At 39.3% G+C, this 17,069-nt stretch carries 17 protein-coding genes; 5 read left to right on the top strand and 12 right to left on the bottom strand.

Features of this window, described 5'->3' with window-relative positions:
- Positions 1 to 9: 9 nt before the first annotated feature.
- A complete protein-coding gene (locus ACFTQ7_RS14275) occupies positions 10 to 843 on the bottom strand; it encodes a flagellin N-terminal helical domain-containing protein (RefSeq protein ID WP_386829558.1) in 834 nt (277 codons plus the stop codon).
- A 446-nt stretch (positions 844 to 1,289) separates the two neighbouring features.
- Complete coding sequence (locus ACFTQ7_RS14270; protein WP_197139708.1) at positions 1,290 to 1,763, bottom strand: transcriptional regulator; 474 nt, start codon at positions 1,761 to 1,763, stop codon at positions 1,290 to 1,292.
- Between the two features lie 198 nt (positions 1,764 to 1,961).
- Between ACFTQ7_RS14270 and ACFTQ7_RS14265 the strand changes: the two genes are divergently transcribed.
- Together ACFTQ7_RS14265 and ACFTQ7_RS14260 are read left to right on the top strand one after the other, a co-directional pair.
- Positions 1,962 to 3,536 (top strand): hypothetical protein, encoded by a 1,575-nt coding sequence (locus ACFTQ7_RS14265; protein ID WP_386829523.1) that lies wholly within the window; start codon positions 1,962 to 1,964, stop codon positions 3,534 to 3,536.
- On the top strand, positions 3,533 to 6,295 hold the full coding sequence (locus ACFTQ7_RS14260) for a DEAD/DEAH box helicase (RefSeq protein ID WP_386829521.1): 2,763 nt from the start codon (positions 3,533 to 3,535) through the stop codon (positions 6,293 to 6,295). Before ACFTQ7_RS14265 ends, ACFTQ7_RS14260 begins: the two co-directional genes overlap by 4 nt.
- 249 nt (positions 6,296 to 6,544) lie before the next feature.
- Here ACFTQ7_RS14260 and ACFTQ7_RS14255 read toward each other — a convergent pair whose 3' ends face one another.
- Positions 6,545 to 6,976 carry a single-stranded DNA-binding protein gene (locus ACFTQ7_RS14255; RefSeq protein ID WP_386829520.1) on the bottom strand — a complete coding sequence of 144 codons (432 nt, stop codon included), beginning with the start codon at positions 6,974 to 6,976 and terminating at the stop codon, positions 6,545 to 6,547.
- Between the two features lie 308 nt (positions 6,977 to 7,284).
- Here ACFTQ7_RS14255 and ACFTQ7_RS14250 point away from each other — a divergent pair, with 308 nt between their 5' ends.
- The 3 genes from ACFTQ7_RS14250 to ACFTQ7_RS14240 all read left to right on the top strand — a co-directional run bounded on the left by ACFTQ7_RS14250 (position 7,285) and on the right by ACFTQ7_RS14240 (position 9,596).
- Positions 7,285 to 7,710 carry a YwpF family protein gene (locus ACFTQ7_RS14250; protein ID WP_386829519.1) on the top strand — a complete coding sequence of 142 codons (426 nt, stop codon included), beginning with the start codon at positions 7,285 to 7,287 and terminating at the stop codon, positions 7,708 to 7,710.
- A 103-nt stretch (positions 7,711 to 7,813) separates the two neighbouring features.
- Positions 7,814 to 8,794, top strand: a complete 981-nt coding sequence (locus tag ACFTQ7_RS14245; protein WP_386829517.1) for a nuclease-related domain-containing protein — start codon at positions 7,814 to 7,816, stop codon at positions 8,792 to 8,794.
- Between the two features lie 10 nt (positions 8,795 to 8,804).
- Positions 8,805 to 9,596, top strand: a complete 792-nt coding sequence (locus ACFTQ7_RS14240; RefSeq protein WP_386829516.1) for a hypothetical protein — start codon at positions 8,805 to 8,807, stop codon at positions 9,594 to 9,596.
- 292 nt (positions 9,597 to 9,888) lie between these two features.
- Here the strand turns inward: ACFTQ7_RS14240 and ACFTQ7_RS14235 are convergent, their stop codons facing one another.
- The 9 genes from ACFTQ7_RS14235 to spoIID form a co-directional block, all read right to left on the bottom strand.
- Positions 9,889 to 10,272, bottom strand: coding sequence for a hypothetical protein (locus tag ACFTQ7_RS14235; RefSeq protein ID WP_349660619.1), 384 nt, complete (start codon positions 10,270 to 10,272; stop codon positions 9,889 to 9,891).
- Between the two features lie 189 nt (positions 10,273 to 10,461).
- A complete protein-coding gene (gene fabZ, locus ACFTQ7_RS14230) occupies positions 10,462 to 10,905 on the bottom strand; it encodes a 3-hydroxyacyl-ACP dehydratase FabZ (protein WP_079559425.1) in 444 nt (147 codons plus the stop codon).
- 285 nt (positions 10,906 to 11,190) lie between these two features.
- A complete protein-coding gene (locus ACFTQ7_RS14225) occupies positions 11,191 to 11,475 on the bottom strand; it encodes a DNA-directed RNA polymerase subunit beta (protein WP_197139693.1) in 285 nt (94 codons plus the stop codon).
- Between the two features lie 47 nt (positions 11,476 to 11,522).
- Positions 11,523 to 12,362: a flagellar hook-basal body protein gene (locus tag ACFTQ7_RS14220; protein ID WP_349660620.1), complete on the bottom strand. Its 840-nt coding sequence runs from the start codon at positions 12,360 to 12,362 to the stop codon at positions 11,523 to 11,525.
- A 24-nt stretch (positions 12,363 to 12,386) separates the two neighbouring features.
- Entirely contained in the window at positions 12,387 to 13,220 is an 834-nt protein-coding gene (locus tag ACFTQ7_RS14215) for a flagellar hook-basal body protein (protein WP_349660621.1), read from the bottom strand.
- A gap of 21 nt (positions 13,221 to 13,241) precedes the next feature.
- On the bottom strand, positions 13,242 to 14,237 hold the full coding sequence (gene mreB, locus ACFTQ7_RS14210) for a rod shape-determining protein (protein WP_079559421.1): 996 nt from the start codon (positions 14,235 to 14,237) through the stop codon (positions 13,242 to 13,244).
- Positions 14,238 to 14,735: 498 nt separating this feature from the next.
- Complete coding sequence (locus ACFTQ7_RS14205) at positions 14,736 to 14,996, bottom strand: sporulation transcriptional regulator SpoIIID (RefSeq protein ID WP_079559420.1); 261 nt, start codon at positions 14,994 to 14,996, stop codon at positions 14,736 to 14,738.
- 290 nt (positions 14,997 to 15,286) lie between these two features.
- Complete coding sequence (locus ACFTQ7_RS14200; protein ID WP_386829513.1) at positions 15,287 to 15,952, bottom strand: peptidoglycan DD-metalloendopeptidase family protein; 666 nt, start codon at positions 15,950 to 15,952, stop codon at positions 15,287 to 15,289.
- A gap of 37 nt (positions 15,953 to 15,989) precedes the next feature.
- Positions 15,990 to 16,871, bottom strand: coding sequence for a stage II sporulation protein D (gene spoIID / locus ACFTQ7_RS14195; RefSeq protein ID WP_386829511.1), 882 nt, complete (start codon positions 16,869 to 16,871; stop codon positions 15,990 to 15,992).
- Between the last annotated feature and the right edge of the window lie 198 nt (positions 16,872 to 17,069).

Genomic DNA, 17,069 nt, shown 5'->3' with positions numbered 1-17,069 from the left:
TGAAATTCATCATTTTTTTTGGAATTCTAACAATTTTAAAATGGATTGAGCCTGCTGCATATGCATCGCTAGTACGTATTGACTTGCCTGCATTAGAATTTGTGCCTTCACCATATTCATCATTTCTTTAGCGATATCTGCATCACGAATGCGAGACTCCGCATCTTGTAAGTTTTCTGCCGTGTTTACATTCGCATTATAAGCATGCTCTAGACGATTTTGATAGGCACCTAGTCTTGAGCGCTCGCTTGATACACGCTTTAAAGCCTCGTCCATTGAGGAAATAGCTTTATCGGCATCCTCACGAGTTGCAATAGATGACTTATCGTCCAAGCCCAATGCTCCAGCACCCATATCGTTAATAAACAGCTCGATACTTTGACCTGAGTTAGCACCTGCCTGAATTTTAATACCATTTGTAGCATAATCCCCATTTAGCAATGTCTTCGTATTAAACTCCGTATCCTTCGAGATGCGCTGAATTTCTTTTTTTAACTCCTGATATTCTAAATCAAGATTCTTCCGATCACTATCCGTTAATGTGTCGTTGGCCGCCTCGACTGCCAGCTCACGCATACGCTGAACCATATCATGTACTTCATTTAGTGCTCCCTCAGCTGTTTGAACAAGTGAAATACCGTCCTGAATATTCTTCGCAGACATGTTCAAACCACGAATTTGCGCTCGCATTTTTTCAGAAATCGCAAGTCCCGCTGGATCATCAGCAGCACTATTAATACGATACCCAGAAGAAATTCGAAGCATTGCCTTACTCATTGCCCCGTAATGTCTATTCATATTATTTAAAATGGACATCCCCGTTGCTGACCACTTCCCAATCATCATTTCACCACCCCCTATTGATAAGTATATCGGTCTTTGTGACATTCTCTTTAACTCATTTTGGTAATCGTTTCTAATTTAGTAAGCCCTATATAGTAATAGCTTCTCATCCGCTTTTATGATTTCGACTTTAGACCCATATCGATTTTACCTTGGCGTAATTGTGCCCGGCTTTAGGGCAACAGTGGTTTTTGTGCGAAAGCGTAGCGCTAACGTAGCGACAGCAACAGTGGTTTTTGTGCGAAATCTTACTATCAGCAACTAGATAGCTTTTGGCGAAAGCGTAGCGACAGCATGTGTTGGTTTCTAAGGTGTTTTGAAGTTCCTAGCCCGTGTTTCCCTATTTCAGCAGGAACCTCATCACCTTCAGAGGTGGAAGTCTTTCTGAAGATAAAAGCACCCACTTCTCTTAAATAGAAAGGGTGCTTACATAAAATACCGTGTATTCAATTTTCGAAACCTCCGAGTTGATGGTTCTTTTGTTGTAGTAGTTCAAAAAAGAGATCTTTATTATGATCTAGTAATGCCTGGTCGATTAAATAATCAATGTTTTTCTGCTCCAATTCTGTAATGAGCTGATCTACTTCGCCAACAGTCACTGAAGATACAAGTGGTAACTGAGGCTTCGGCGTAGCGCTTTCAAGAATCGGTGCTAGATGATCATGAACATTTGTAATTAATAATAATTGATATAATGGCAATCGGATAAAACGATTCCCTTTCTGGAAAACAAACACCTCAGATATATTTTCAATTTGCTGTGTATTCAAGTTGATAATCATCTCTTTACCTTCAATGGGAATGAAATGGAAAATCTCATTCTCTTTTAATATAGAGAAATATTGATAAGCAAATACTAGACGCAGTTTATCTCCAGTGATCTTCGTGTAAAATGGCTTCATATATTGAACTTGCATCATCCTTCATCCCTCCTTATTTATCTGATTATTCAGATTTTAACACAAATAAATTATCTTGTTAACTATCTTCTCCTTGATTTTTGTCTTTCAAATCATTCGGCTTATCATGGACGCATTTTAATCGTATAATGGAAGGACAGTCTTTTTTTCTTTATACTTACATGCCCACTAGCTATACATTTTGAAAGGAGTGAGGTTATGGCATTGTCTATTGCCCAATTAGCTAAGGAACACCAAGAATTTATCCTTGCCAAATTACAGGAAGCTGAACAGGCGTTACATCCTTCCTCTACTGAAGACGAAGAGCTAGTGCGTCGTGCTGTTTTTTCAGTGCGGAACAAATCAGTTGTCTTTGAACGTTTTAATGGAGCGAGTTCTATATTATATGCAAGCGTACAGGATGTCAGACCTGCTTCTGTAGAAATTGATTTTGCCAAAGAGGAGTTGAGCTGTAACTGTCCTCAGCTAAAATGGTGCAGACATCAAGTTGGTGCATTGCTTGCCCTCTATCAGTATTTCGATTCTGTGCAAAATTGGTCAAGCGCTTGGCGTGCGCAAAAATCAGTGCAATTAAAATCATTAGCAGAAGAACGAAGTCCAGAAAGTTGGAAATTGATGGTTGATGAAGTCATGAAACGTTCATTACCACCTGGGCGTATTTTAGAAGGGTATGGTCTTTCTGCTATACGGACGGATGCAATGGAGCGACTTCAACGGCATATGCCGTTTGAGCGTGAGTGGCAGCCACTTTATAAGCTTTTTATGGAGCTATCGATCTTTAATACAATATGGCGTCATTTAAATGAGACAAAAGGACATTCGTTGGATTCTCCTTATATGAAATATTTTATTGATCAAAGTGTCCAATCATTCGAAAGTATTTTGACCGAGCTAACCGGCCGATCACGACTTTTTGCCACTGACCCATTCTATGATGCAATTCAGGAATTAGTTAGGAAGTTTTTATTGGAACGACAAGGATTGTTTGCGGAGCGACTACAAATTTATATGCTGCTTTGGGCAGTGCTTTTTTATGAAAAGCCACGACGCGAACAGGAATTAGCACTTATCAATAACCTTGAAAATCCTTCATCTGAGATTTCTTTGCAGTCCTTACAACTGCTATTTTATGTACTGCTACAAAAAGAAAGTTTAATACAAGAAAGAATTGCTCATATTGATGTACAACAAATGCAAGACCTTTTTGAACTAGCTACCTTTGCAAAACGTGCTGGTGAATCACTTGCACAAACCATTATTTTACGTGCGATGCTACCATTTACCGAAGTCTTTTTACAGCAAACTGTGCCAGTTGTAAAGCGAGCTCAATACGTACGTCAATTCCAGCTTTTATACGAAGACATACAGCTTACAGAAGAAGAGGAAGCTATATTATATAGTGCATTTGGTGTTTACGGGCTTCAGCCGTTTTCGTTCTTCCTTATTAAAAAAGGACGTTATCGTGATTGGGCAGCCCTTCATCAGCTAAACCTCTCCTCCCTTTCCTATTTAGAAATGTGTGGATTAAAGGATGTGCTTCAAGTTGCTCCTGCAACAGTATTGCCCTTATATCATCTATATGCCATGGCTGAAATTACACAAAAATCTCGTCTGAACTATAAGCAGGCTGTACGAATTTGGAAAAGTATGCGCAGTGCAGCAAAGCGTGCTGGTAAAACTGCTTATTTCGAAACATATATGCAAACCATTCGTGCAGAGTATAAACGACTCCGTGCATTACAAGAAGAAATTGAGAAAGGAAACTTAGTATGATGACTATAAATGCTCCTTCCCCGTTTTCAAAAAAATTACAGCTTCGTATTCATGCTGCACAGGAAGGATATTTTACGTTACAGGGATTTACTGCTGATGGTGCAGCAATGGACGCAGACTCACTCATTTCTTCATTATTTTTTAACTATGAAGCGAATGTCTATGGGATATTAACCAATCGTTCAGAGCTTACTATTGAGGTTTCAACTTCTGAGCTCCTTGATATTTTTTCACAGCGTTATCTACACCCTTTTATTGAATGGCAAGGTGTAAACACAGAAAGTCAGTTGTTGCTAGAAAAAGCATCTTCTTTACAAACGTATTGGCAGGAGCCATCGCTCTGGTCACATGCAGTTATTGCAGATGATTTTTCTTCGCTAACATTCCCTCTGGACGGTGTTGAAACAGCTTTATTAGAAACAGCCGTGCAGCAAAAACTGGCTCAAGCAGGTCTTATACTGTCTGATTTACCAAAGCTAGTACCATTTTTCTTGCGTGGTGGCTGGCCATTAGACCAGGAACGACAAGCAGGTACAGTTAAAGTCTCCCTACGCTTAAGTGAGCCTGAGGAAGATTCAGATGTGTGGCTTTTAGAAACAGTACTGAGCACGGCTACAGCTAAGAACTACTGGACGCCTGCTATGCGTAAGCAATCACTACCAATCGCTGATGCTCTACCAGCAAAATGGGAAATGTATGCTGAAGCTATTGAACAACAACAAGGTCAAATTGTAGATCTTCTTTCTATTGAAGATGTAAGTAACGATATTTTCATCCGTATTATGCTTGAAGATTTACAAGTTCGAACATTTTTACGTGAAGATTTAGCAAGATTACAGGCACTCGGCTTTGACGTTGTATTACCGGCTTGGCTTAAAGATTTAAAACAGTCAAAAATGCGTGTTCGTGTAAGTACTGGCAATGTATCGACAAAGAAGGTTGCTGGACTAGATGATATCTTAACATTCAAATGGCAGTTTTCTATGAACGGACAGTCCATTTCACCTGAGCAATTTAAAAAGCTTGTGGAAGAGAAACGCGAATTCATTCGTATAGGTACTGAATGGTTTAGAGTCGATGCAAACTGGATGCAAGAGATGCGTACATTGATGCAGCAAGCAGAAGATGAAAGCTGGACTGTTCGCGAATTACTATTTCGTGAGCTACCAGAGGATTTATCCTTACCTCTTGAAGAAGAGGATGCCGATGATGAAATGCGGGATGACCCGATTTTTGCATTTGAATTGCAACAATCGCTTAAATCCTATATGGAACAGCTTCAAGAGAAAAAAGGACTTCCTACAGTACCCGTTCCTACACCTTTACAGGCTGAATTACGACCTTATCAGCATGAAGGCTTCGAATGGCTTGTCTTCATGCGCGAACAAGGCTTTGGTGCGTGTCTAGCGGATGATATGGGTCTTGGTAAAACGGTTCAGCTTATTTCATATTTGCTTTATCTTTATGAATCAACTGAGGATACAAAGCCAGCCATCATTATTTGTCCTACTTCAGTGTTAGGCAACTGGCAAAAAGAACTTGCCCGTTTTGCTCCTTCCTTGACTGTGCATACGCATTATCAGGCGAATCGAGCAAAGGAGGATGCTTTTAAACAGCTAGTAGAAAGAGAAAAACCACATGTGATTTTATCTACTTACGGCACTGTATCTCAGGATGCTGAGTTTTTACAGGAAGTAAACTGGGCAACGGTTGTACTGGATGAAGCTCAAAATATTAAGAATATGCAAACGCTCCAATCAAGAGCTATTCGTAAATTAAATGGTAAGCATCATATTGCTTTAACAGGTACACCGGTGGAAAACCGATTATCTGAGCTATGGGCAATTTTTGACTTTATCCATAAAGGCTATTTAGGTAGCTTCGGTCGCTTTAACGAAGAGTTTATTTTACCGGTAGAACGAGATGAGTCTGAGTCACATAAACAGAAGTTACGTACAAAAATTCAACCGTTTTTACTTCGTCGTACAAAACGTGATCCACACTTACAGCTTAACTTACCAGATAAACAAGAGTCTCATGATTATTGCCCATTAACAACTGAGCAAGCCTCTCTATATGAAGGATATATACTAGAGACGCTCGATCAGCTCGAGCAATTAACAGGCTTTCAAAAAAAGGGACGCGTCTTAAAGATGCTCAGTAAGCTAAAGCAATTATGTAATCATCCTGCCTTGTATTTAAAAGAACCTTTCGAGGATGCAGAATCAATGCTGACTCGTTCTACGAAATTAGAACGTATCGTGCAAATGGCTACAGAAATTGTGGACAATGGCGAGCAATGCCTCATTTTCACTCAATATATTGGAATGGGACAATTACTACAGCATTGTTTTAGTGAACTATATAATATTGATGCACCGTTCTTAACAGGTGCCATGCCTAAGCAGCAGCGTGACCGCTTAGTTGAGGCTTTTCAGGCAGGAGATTTCCCAATATTTATCCTTTCCTTAAAAGCAGGTGGAACAGGGCTAAATTTAACAGCTGCAAATCATGTATTACATGCAGATCGCTGGTGGAATCCAGCTGTTGAAAATCAAGCGACAGACCGTGCATATCGAATTGGTCAAACACAATTTGTGCAAGTGCATAAGTTTGTGACTATTGGTACGATCGAAGAAAAAATCGATAAAATGCTAGCTCAGAAATCTGCATTATCAGAAGAACTAATTCAATCAAGCAAATGGTTAACTGAATTAGAAGATGATGAACTTCGTGATTTAATGACGCTCGATTTCTAAAGATTTATATATGTGCGCCAAGAGCAAAACGTTCTTGGCGCTCTTTTTTTCAGCGGACATTGCTGTTACTTCTTCCCTACTTACTTCATATTAATATTTAGTTGTATTTAAGGCTCATTGCTGAGCGGTCTTCAGCAATGAACTACGTTATTTGAAAGGTATACATCATTCCTCTCTAAATTGATTACGGTGCAAGTATAGAAGGAAAATGGCGGATCAGACAGCTTGCACTTGCCCCGTATGTACCATTTAGGACTGCGATACTACTGGTAATTGTACTTCTACATCAGGTAGTACAAAATCGGTTAAGCCGTCCTGCTCATCAGTTGGCTTTGGCAATACAATAGCCCCATCACGATCCCTTGGCTTAAGCTGATAAAATCGGACATCTTCTACGACTACTTCTGTTATAAAAACCTTTGTGCTATTTTCATTTAAAAATGATCTTGATTGAATACGACCATTCGCCCCAATTAATGAGCCTTTTCCGCAATATTTGACGATATGCTCTGCCAGCCTTCCCCAAACTGAACAAAGAATAAAGTCAGCATCCACTTCCCCACGACTGTTTTTGTAATTGCGATTAATGGCTAGTGAAAAATGTGTTTGCACTCGATTTTCAGATAGGTGTCGTAACTCTGGATCCTTTGTTAACCTTCCGACCAGTCCGACTTGGTTCATTGATTCACCTCCTTTGCTGTTGATTGCTCTCATCATACAAAAATTAATTCAGCATTGGCAAAAGTCGATTTTTATCATTTCCTTCAGTTTTTAATCATAAATTGGGTAAATTGAGGCTTTTACTTTTCAAGTATTGAATGATTTTTTGAGCTGAATGCTTTTCCCTGTAGTTGCAAATGCTAATTGATGAAATATGCAATTTCGCAGTTTTTATTGAATGCGCAAAAAACTGCATGGACCCTTCCATAACAGGGCTAATTGAATATGTTATACTAAAAAGGATGACCGACTTAGGAGGATATTACATAATGAAAACATTTAAGATGCTTTCCTTTGACCTTGTCACAAAAGAAGGCAAGCAACCTTTCCCTTTAGTCGATGGTATTATTATTAACCAGGAAAATAGCCATCAATCTTGGATTCTTGAGCTGTTTATTGACCGACAATATCGTTCAACTTTTGATGAACTTTTAGCGAATGCTACTGTCTTTAATGTACGTGCAGTTATTTCATTTCCAGATAATGAGCCTGCTCCTTTCCAGGTTGCCGTACATACAGTTCAAGAAATTGGTGAGCACATCTCTGTCCTGCTAAAAGGGAAGCTCAAGATAAAACGCTCGAAATATGCCGAACAATTGCTTGCCGAATTGCTAGCTGAGGGTGTCACTTTAGATAAGTTATTGGACCGCTTCTCAAACGATATGAAAGAACGGCCAAAACTAAAAAATGATTGAACTTCATTTAACGATGCAGATGTGTTTGCATCGTTATTTTTTATTGGACAGGTATAAATTTTAAGGTACAATACGATGTAAAAATTAGAGGAGGTAACTATACTTGACTATTGCTATTAGAAAAAAGCCCGTAAAATTACTGTGGCTTGAAGCTTTAAAACGGCGGTTGTTCGATGAGGACCCTGATTTTGATTATTATAATGAGCAATTTCGACGATTCGATGCCGGCTTTGCTGGTGAAAGGAGAGTTGACCGTGAATGGCTTGAATTAATATGTCCCTATACTTTTTTAGTATTACATAATTTAATTCTGAAGAATTCGGCACAACATTCGCATCAACTCGATACACTCTTCATTTGCCGGAATTTCATGCTAGTAGTTGAAATTAAAAATATTAACGGACGCCTTGATTTTGACGAAACTACTCATCAGTGTATCCGAACAAAGCCAGATGGTACTGTTGAAGGATTTCCAAATGCACTTACTCAGACCCAACGACATATGCATTTTCTTAAAGTTATTTGCCAAAACTATTCTCTCCCCATCGAGGGCGCAGTTGTTATTTCCAACCCCTCCGCTATCATAGCAAGTCATCCAAACACAATCCCTATTTTCCATGTTTCAGGACTTCAAAAACATCTTCAATCCCTGTTTAAAAAATATACACAAACTATTTTAAGCGAAGAACAGCTAACACAAATTGCTCAACAACTTCTCAGTCGACATCAGCCATCAAAAATTCCGGCTTCTCTTGATTCTTCACGATTCCGACAAGGCGTGCTTTGTCCAAAATGCCAATACAAAACCCAAATGCATTTTGCTCGTGGGATTTGGAAATGTTCATACTGCCACTATGCAAGCGTAGAAATTTTCGCTGAAGCCTTACAAGATTATCGATACTTAGTTGGACCGACCATTACCAACAAACAGTTACGAGAATTTTTCAATATTCATTCCAGTGATGCTGCCAATCGTTTACTTAGAAAATTTCAATTTCCCTATACAGGTTCTTATAAAAATCGCGTTTACCAATTACCTGAGAATTTGGTGGACTATATGAAGCCGTTTTTCAGCTCTTCTTGAGGAGGTGCGTGTGGGAGAGTGGTTTTGCTTCCGATTTGTAGGGATTTTCTTATCTTTCGCGGGGGGTTGTTTCTCTTCCGCGGGTATTCGCTCCGATTCCGCGGGTATTTGCTTCCCTTCCGCGGGTATTCACGTCTTTTCCGCGGGGATTTGCTTCTCTTCCGCGGGTATTTACGTCCCTTCCGCGGGATTTACTCCTTCCGCGGGTATTCGCTTCCCTTCCGCGGGTATTCACGTCCCTCCCGCGGGTATTCGCTTCCCTTCCGCGGGTATTCGCTCCGATTCCGCGGGTATTTGCTTTCCTTCCGCGGGTATTCACTCCTTCCGCGGGTATTTACTTCTCTTCCGCGGGTATTCGCTTCCCTTCCGCGGGTATTCACGTCCCTTCCACGGGTATTCGCTTCTCTTCCGCGGGTATTCGCTCCGCTTCCGCGAGTATTTGCTTTCCTTCCGCGGGTATTCACTCCTTCCGCGGGTATTTACTTCTCTTCCGCGGGTATTCAAATTAAGTCCATATAATTGTGTAAAAAGAAAAAGATCACTCACTCACCCTTCATCAAAGCGATTTGAAATAAAAAAAGAGTGTTCCATTGGTTGGAAACACTCCTTTTCAAATTATCGCGTAACTTTCTCTTCAACGATCTTTTCTTTAACTTCACCAGTAGTATGTGTTCCTGGTGTCGTTGTTGTACCTGGTGTTGTAGTACCTGGTGTTGTAGTACCTGGTGTTGTCGTTGTACCTGGTGTTGTAGATTCTGGAAGAATATTGTTACGGTTAGCATCATTAACGTCACGATCGTAATCGCCGTTTCGTGATGGATCTAATGCGTCTTCTACTCTGTCAGCTCCTCGGCGAACGTCGTTCTTAACGTCATTGTTAACGTTGTTATCCGCTGGTCTATCTTCTACAGCTCTATTTCCCCAGTTACAACCTCCAAGGAATAATGCAGCAAGAATAATTGCCAAAAATGACATTCTCCACATATGAAAAAACCTCCTTCCTCCGGTGCTATGTCATCAAATACAAATGTATGTATTTGTGATCCTACATAGATTGCCCGGGAAAGGAGGGAACTATCCGATTTTTTTACAAACTATTTTTGTTTTTCTTTTAACAATTGTTCAATGTATGCTGCTTCTGCTTTACAGTTGTAGCTATAACTTGTACCTAGCTCTTTTTGCAAGGCCTCAATTGTTTCAATTTGTTTAGCTGTTGGTTCTTCATTTAAAATTTTTGCAATTACTTCGTCGATTTTCTGCGCCATCTCTTCATGGAATTCAGTATTCATCAAAACATCTGCTGGGATTTTTTCGATCCATGCGGCATTTTCTTGAAAATAAGTTTGCCAGCTAGCAATGAAGTCTTCCATAGAAAAACGCTCCTCTTTCCAATCAATACTTGCTAAGTATGATTCAAAAGATGTTGAAATCGAACGCGTAATGCTAATTTTAACTCCTGAAGACAATTCCTTATACATCTATATAATCCTCCTACGTTTCAAAAACAAAACTACATGTATTATTCACAATCACATATAGCGCCATTGCATTTTTATAAAATACCGTAATATCTTTAACTGCACTCCCTCTAATAAACTATTAGAAGATTAACAGTTAAGACAATTTTCGATATAATTATTTTAAATCTTTTAGCCTATAATTGCAAATTACACCTGTTTTGGTTGTGCAGGTCCAATAGCGAATAAAATATCCGCTTCACATACTAGTTCCCCATCAACTGTCGCCACACCGTGACCTTTGCCCATAACTCCACGTAGTTTCACGAACTCTACTTCTAATCGAAGTTGATCTCCCGGTACTACTTGTCGCTTGAAACGACAGTTATCAATACCCGTCAAGAAAGCTAGACGACCTTTGAATTCCTCTGCGTTTAATAATGCTACGCCACCAACTTGTGCTAGTGCCTCTACAATTAAAACCCCAGGCATTACTGGATAGCCAGGGAAATGCCCATTAAAAAAGTCCTCGTTCATAGAGACATTTTTTAAACCGACTGCACGCTTACCTTCTTCTAATTCAACGATACGATCAACGAATAAAAAAGGATAACGATGTGGTAAAATTGCTTGAATTTGTTCTGCTGTTAACATTTCTTTTCCCCCTTGAATGCTTAATATCAATTTCGCCTTGGCGTAATTGCCGCTGTCGCTTTGCTTTCGCGCAGAAAACATTTGCCGCTGTCGCTTTGCTTTCGCGCAGAAAACATTTGTAGCTGTCGCTTTGCTTTCGCTACAGATAAACAAAGTGTCCGGATTTTGAATGGTGCCTACAAAAAAAATATGTAACATCCGCCGGAGACTATAATCTTCATTCAGTAAATGTTATAAACCATTACATAAATAATTATGTAAAACAAAGTATGGTAAAGAATATTATTATTCTTTACCATTCATAATATCAAATATATGCTGCCATGTTTCTGGTTTGAAAACGTCCATGGCTTTACCTTGTCCAATTACACTATAGCCAATTATTGTACCTAAAATTGCGGCAACAACAACTAAGATGATAATAAGTACAACGCGTAGCCAAATCGGAATCAGCCGTATTTGCACCCATCGAACCTCTCGTTGCTCTCCATTTGAGCCGTGTTCCTTCTCTTCTGGTGGCGTATCGGTTTCTTTTGTTTGCATAGAACCTCGACTTGAATCGTTTGTCATAAATTGTACTCCTCTTCATTCCTTACTAAACAGTAATTATGGATTTACTATCGAATACCATTAATGAGCCCAAGCATTTGATCTGCTAAAGTGACAGTTCTTGCATTGAATTGATAAGAACGCTGTGTTTGAATTAAATCCGTCATTTCCTTTGAAAGATTTACATTCGACATTTCTAGCACACCGTTCTGCATACCAATTTGCTGACGATTTGCACCTTGTAAATTAGTGACAACTTCAGCTTGCGTATATCCTAACTGAGCTAGGTTATTCGGCAATCCAACATAGGATCCAGAAATGTCCTCCATAAGCTGTGGCTTTTGGAACTCTGTCACCCCTACATTAGTACGAATAAAATCTCCATTTGGATATGATGCCTCTAATACGCCCCCATCACGAATCGCGAAACTTTTTACATTATCCGGTAATGTAATAGCTTGCCCGTTTTCGTTTGCCAATGGATATCCATCTGCAGTTACAACCATTACTGTTCCATTATTTAATGGTGATAAATAAAAGTCACCTTGACGAGTATACACTGTTTTTGTGCCATTTTCACCATCTGGCATTAAAATATTGAAATATTGTTTTGCTTTTGTAAAAGCTAAATCAAGATCTCGACTTGTTGTTTGTAGAGAACCTTGTTTTTGATTAGATTGGATTTGTCCAAGCATTGCACCTGAACCGTAACGGATACCAACAGGTGATTGTCGATCAGCACGATCTTGCTTGTCATTGTTAAATTGCTGATAAAGCAATTCATTAAATGTAGCTTCTTTTGATTTATAGCCCTGTGTATTACTATTGGCAATGTTATTACTAATTGTATCTAGTCTATTTTGTAATTGCCCCATTGTGTTTGTTGCAGTCATCATTGTACGTAGCATGATCAAACGCCTCCTGTTCGCCTATTAAACTTTCCCAATTTCATTAGCAGCTTTTTCCATACTGCGATCATAAGCTTGTAGTACTTTTTGGTTAGCCTCGAAAGCGCGATATGCTGTCATTAAATCGGTCATTGTGCGACTTGAATCAACGTTTGAGCCCTCTAGATAATTTTGACGCAGTGTAAAGGATACGCCATTGGCACCGTAAGCTGTCGGTAAGTTCTCACCGTTTTCTGTTCGAATTAAACCATTATCCTGTTTACGTAGCATGTTCGGATTCGTTGCATATGATACGCCAACACGAGCTACTTGCTGATCATTAACATAAATTGCTCCGTTCTCATCTAAGCGGAAATCATCATTCGGTAGCTGAATGCGTTGGCCTCTGTCTGATAACACATACAATCCTTGTGGATTTACTAAATAGCCTTGACCATCTAATGTAAAATTCCCGTTTCGTGTATATGCTTCTCCGCCTTCTGGATGTGCTAAACGGAAGAAAATAGATCCGGTAGTACCATCTGCATTTTGCGGTAAGTTTCCATCGATCAAAGCCATGTCTGTCGTGAAATCAGTGCTATAGATTTGGCCTTGTATGTAATTTGGCAATGTTTCTTGCATATAAATCCCTGTATTTAATGCGCCAACTTGGCTCATATATTGAGAACCTGCTTGCTGATTAGCAGGTGCATTCGTTTTTCCTACACTTGACATGAGCATGTCAGGAAATGACCGAATTGTTGATTGGTCTGCTTTAAATCCTGGTGTATTCGCATTTGATAAATTATTACTTAGTAATTCTGTTCGTCTTTGTTGTGCAATCATACCAGTTGCAACTGTATAAAACCCTTTAAACAAAGGACTCACCTCATTATCTTTTTATAAGGATGCGGGAACTCGATCAATATTTTCAAGCATAATTCCTGTACCAATTGCTACACAATCCATAGGTTGTTCAGCAATGAACACAGGTACCTTTAATTCTTCGATTAATAGTTGGTCCATACCGTGTAGTAAAGCACCACCGCCAGTAATAATGACCCCACGATCAATAATATCAGCTGATAACTCTGGTGGCGTTTTTTCTAAAACATTTTTTGCAGATTGAACAATCATAGCAACCGATTCATGTAAGGCACGTTCAATCTCTTCAGAATGAATTGTTATTGTACGCGGTAAACCTGTCACCATGTCTCGACCACGAATATCCATTGAATCGTTTCGGCTACCTTTAAAAACTGTACCGATTGTAATTTTAATGGCTTCTGCAGTACGTTCACCAATTAGTAATTTGTATTCTTTTTTAATATATTGCAAAATATCATTATCAAAAATGTCTCCGGCTACCTTAATGGACTCACTCGTTACAATATCACCCATTGATAAGACTGCAACATCTGTTGTTCCGCCGCCAATATCGACTACCATATTGCCGCTAGGTTGGAATATATCCATGCCTGCACCGATTGCAGCCACTTTTGGTTCTTCTTCTAAGTATACTTTTTTTCCACCTGATTTTTCTGCGGCTTCACGGATAGCCTTTTGCTCAACACTAGTAATGTTCGTTGGACAGCAAATTAAAATACGTGGCTTAGCTAAAAATCCTTTTACATTTAACTTATTGATGAAATGTCTTAGCATGGCTTCTGTAACGTCAAAATCCGCAATGACCCCATCTCGTAGTGGGCGAATTGCAGTAATGTTACCAGGCGTACGACCTACCATTTGGCGAGCCTCTTCCCCCACAGCTAATACTTTATTTGTTTTTTTATCAATCGCCACAACAGATGGTTCATTTAAGACGATTCCTTTACCTTTAACGTGTATTAATACGTTCGCAGTTCCTAAGTCAATGCCAATATCTTTCGAAAACATTTTATAATTTCTCCTTCCCGCCATTTCCAACTACAAAAACGTTCATTTTTATCTGTTTATCTAGAATATTCTATCACAACCTATTGGTAATTTCACCTAATTTTAGTGAATAGAACTTCATTCCTTTTAATTATATGAACACTTCATGAAAAGAAGAAATTGTTAAACAATTTTTTCATGGTCCATCATCAAATAGTTTAAAATGTGATTTTTTAACAAACGTTATGTGAATAGGTTGATTGAAGTGGAGACTGGGCGACTCCTTGGGGATTAGCGATAGAGGAACGAAGGCTAAAACCATCACGTCCTGTGATAACGCCTTCGTGACCAGCATCGTGCTGTCCCGAGACCCTGCAGCGAAGCGAAGCGGCTCATCGGACGCCCCCAGGAAAGCGCCCAGTCGGAACGGAAATCAACCCCTCGTTATTGTGAGCAGCTATTTATGAGGAAATGGAAATATGTATCTAGCTTGTCCTTTGCATTTTAAAAAAGAACGAATCATTCATGACTCGCTCTTTCTTTCCACTTGTTTTTCGTTGCCTCTCCTCCGCGAATATGACGTACGGCCTTATGGTAGGCGAGTATTTCCTTTACTTGCTCAGCTAATCCTTCATGAATTGTTGGCAGTCGCTCTGTTAAATCTTTATGCACCGTACTTTTTGAATAACCTGTCATTTTCGCGAGGACACGCACAGTCTCACGCGTCTCAATCAATAATTCACCGAGGCGTATACAGCGCTTCCGAATGTGCTCGTGCACGTTCTTCGTCCTTTCCACACAAATTCACAAATGGCGTTGGCATCAGATGCACGTCTGCGCATTTCTTCACATTATGTGAGGACAAAGCTGTTCAGAACACATTTTACATTTTCACGATAAAATACTGATTTTTTATGCATTTTTTAGTATTCGTTTCTCACATAGAAAATGATCATTTTCATTGTTTAGGAGAAAACAAAAGGGCCTATTATCAATTATACCTCGGCATAATTGATAATAGGCACGTTGTTGGGCATAAATCCCTCTATTTCAGCAGCCGCTGAAATAGGTTAAAAGCCTAGTAATTTTTTCGGATTAATATATTTTCCGTTTTCAAGTACTTCGAAATGCAAGTGAATGCCAGCTGCTTGGTTCCACTCATTGTCAGTCGCTTTTCCTAGTGCTTGACCTTGTGTTACCTCATCGCCTTCTTTGACAGCAATGTCTTTTACAGAACTATACTGTGTTTCCTTACCATTTGCGTGCTCGATCACAATTTTATTACCTGTAAATGCGTCAAGCTTTACTTGTTTTACTTTACCACTTAAAGCAGCAAGTACTTCGAATTCTTCACCATTCATAGAAAGAGAAATACCAGAAGATGTCGTAAATGTTTGATTAAATACCATTAGTGCTTTTTCACGTGACTCAGCATTTGCCTCTACATCATAAAACTCTTGTGAAACTTGAATTTTATTAAGATTTGCTTCCTTGAACGGGTACTTCATATTTTCTGTTCTTGCATTGGTTTCAACTACAGGACCTGAATCTACTTCTGCTACTTCTGGTAATGGAGCCTCTTCTACTTTTGATACAAGACTATTGTAACCAAGTAGTAAACCTGCTAGCATTAGAGCTCCACCAGCGTAAACAGCTGGCCAAAACCATGGTTTCTTCTGTAATTGAACTTTTTCATCTTGATTTTGAGAAGTTTTACTATTTTTATCCTCTCTCATTTTCATCACCTCTAGTTGCAGTGTGAACAACTAGAAGTTATTTTAAACATGCATCTATCTTTTTTATCTCAATATCTTGATAATAGTAGTGTAAAATTTCGGCAGCAGTTTTCCCATCACTTGCCATAGCATCTGCTCCATATTGACTCATCCCTACCCCATGCCCGTATCCTTTCGTGCTCACCAACACTTTTTCAGCAGTGGAATTATATGAGATTTTAAAGTCTGTTGATGCTATTCCCAAAAGTGTTCGAACCTCTCGCCCTGACCATATATTCTTCCCTAACTGCATGCGCTCAACACGTCCTGAATCATTTAAAAAGAACTGTACACGGTTGAAATCATTTGCCTGCCATTTAACAGGCCACAATGCATCCCACTCAGCCAATGTCCATTCTTTCATCGCTGCAAACTTTGGTGATGATTGATCCGTATTACTCGCGACGCTTTTTAAATAGGGTACATCATTGCCACTAAAACCGTAGGCACTTTCTGTTTTCCCATTACTAGTAGAGTGAAACATTGCCGTAATTAATTCATTATTATATAGAAGAACTTGTCCTTTCGTTTCGTTAATCGCCTCGACAATTTTCTTTTCATTCCCCGGGAAATTGCTAGTCCAATTCTCTTTTCTTTGTTCCTTATTGTAAAAAACTTGTCTAGCAACAGTAGGAGCGATAGCTATTTTACCGTAATTTGTCGATTTCAACGCGTAAGTTCTTGCAGCAATAGCCTGTGCCTTTAAAGCTTCTTTTTTAAATGAAACAGGCATTTCTGCAGCTACCACACCAGTCACATACGTTTCTAAAGGGATTTTCTCCGGTTGTCCCTCCACTTCTATGAAGATTTCACAAGCTTGTTCTGCTGTTGCAGGCGCATCCTCAATCGTACGTCTCTCACCAAATGCCACAGGAAGCATATATAATGCTCCAGTCAAACAAATTATGCCTATACTCATTATCCATTTTTTCATAAGGAATAATATGCTGCAACTTTTCAAAATATGTGACTGTTGGTGAAGGCAACTTCAATCTAGCATGGAAATAAATTGAGGGCTACATATGTAAAGCATGCAGAAAAGAAGCGTGTTTCCGTCATATAAAAAGGATGTTAGTTT

This window comes from Lysinibacillus sp. NPDC056959 (assembly GCF_042674095.1).
In the GTDB taxonomy this organism is placed as follows: domain Bacteria; phylum Bacillota; class Bacilli; order Bacillales_A; family Planococcaceae; genus Lysinibacillus; species Lysinibacillus zambalensis.
Note: the sequence above shows the minus strand (reverse complement) of the source record. Positions and strands in the feature narration are given on the sequence as shown.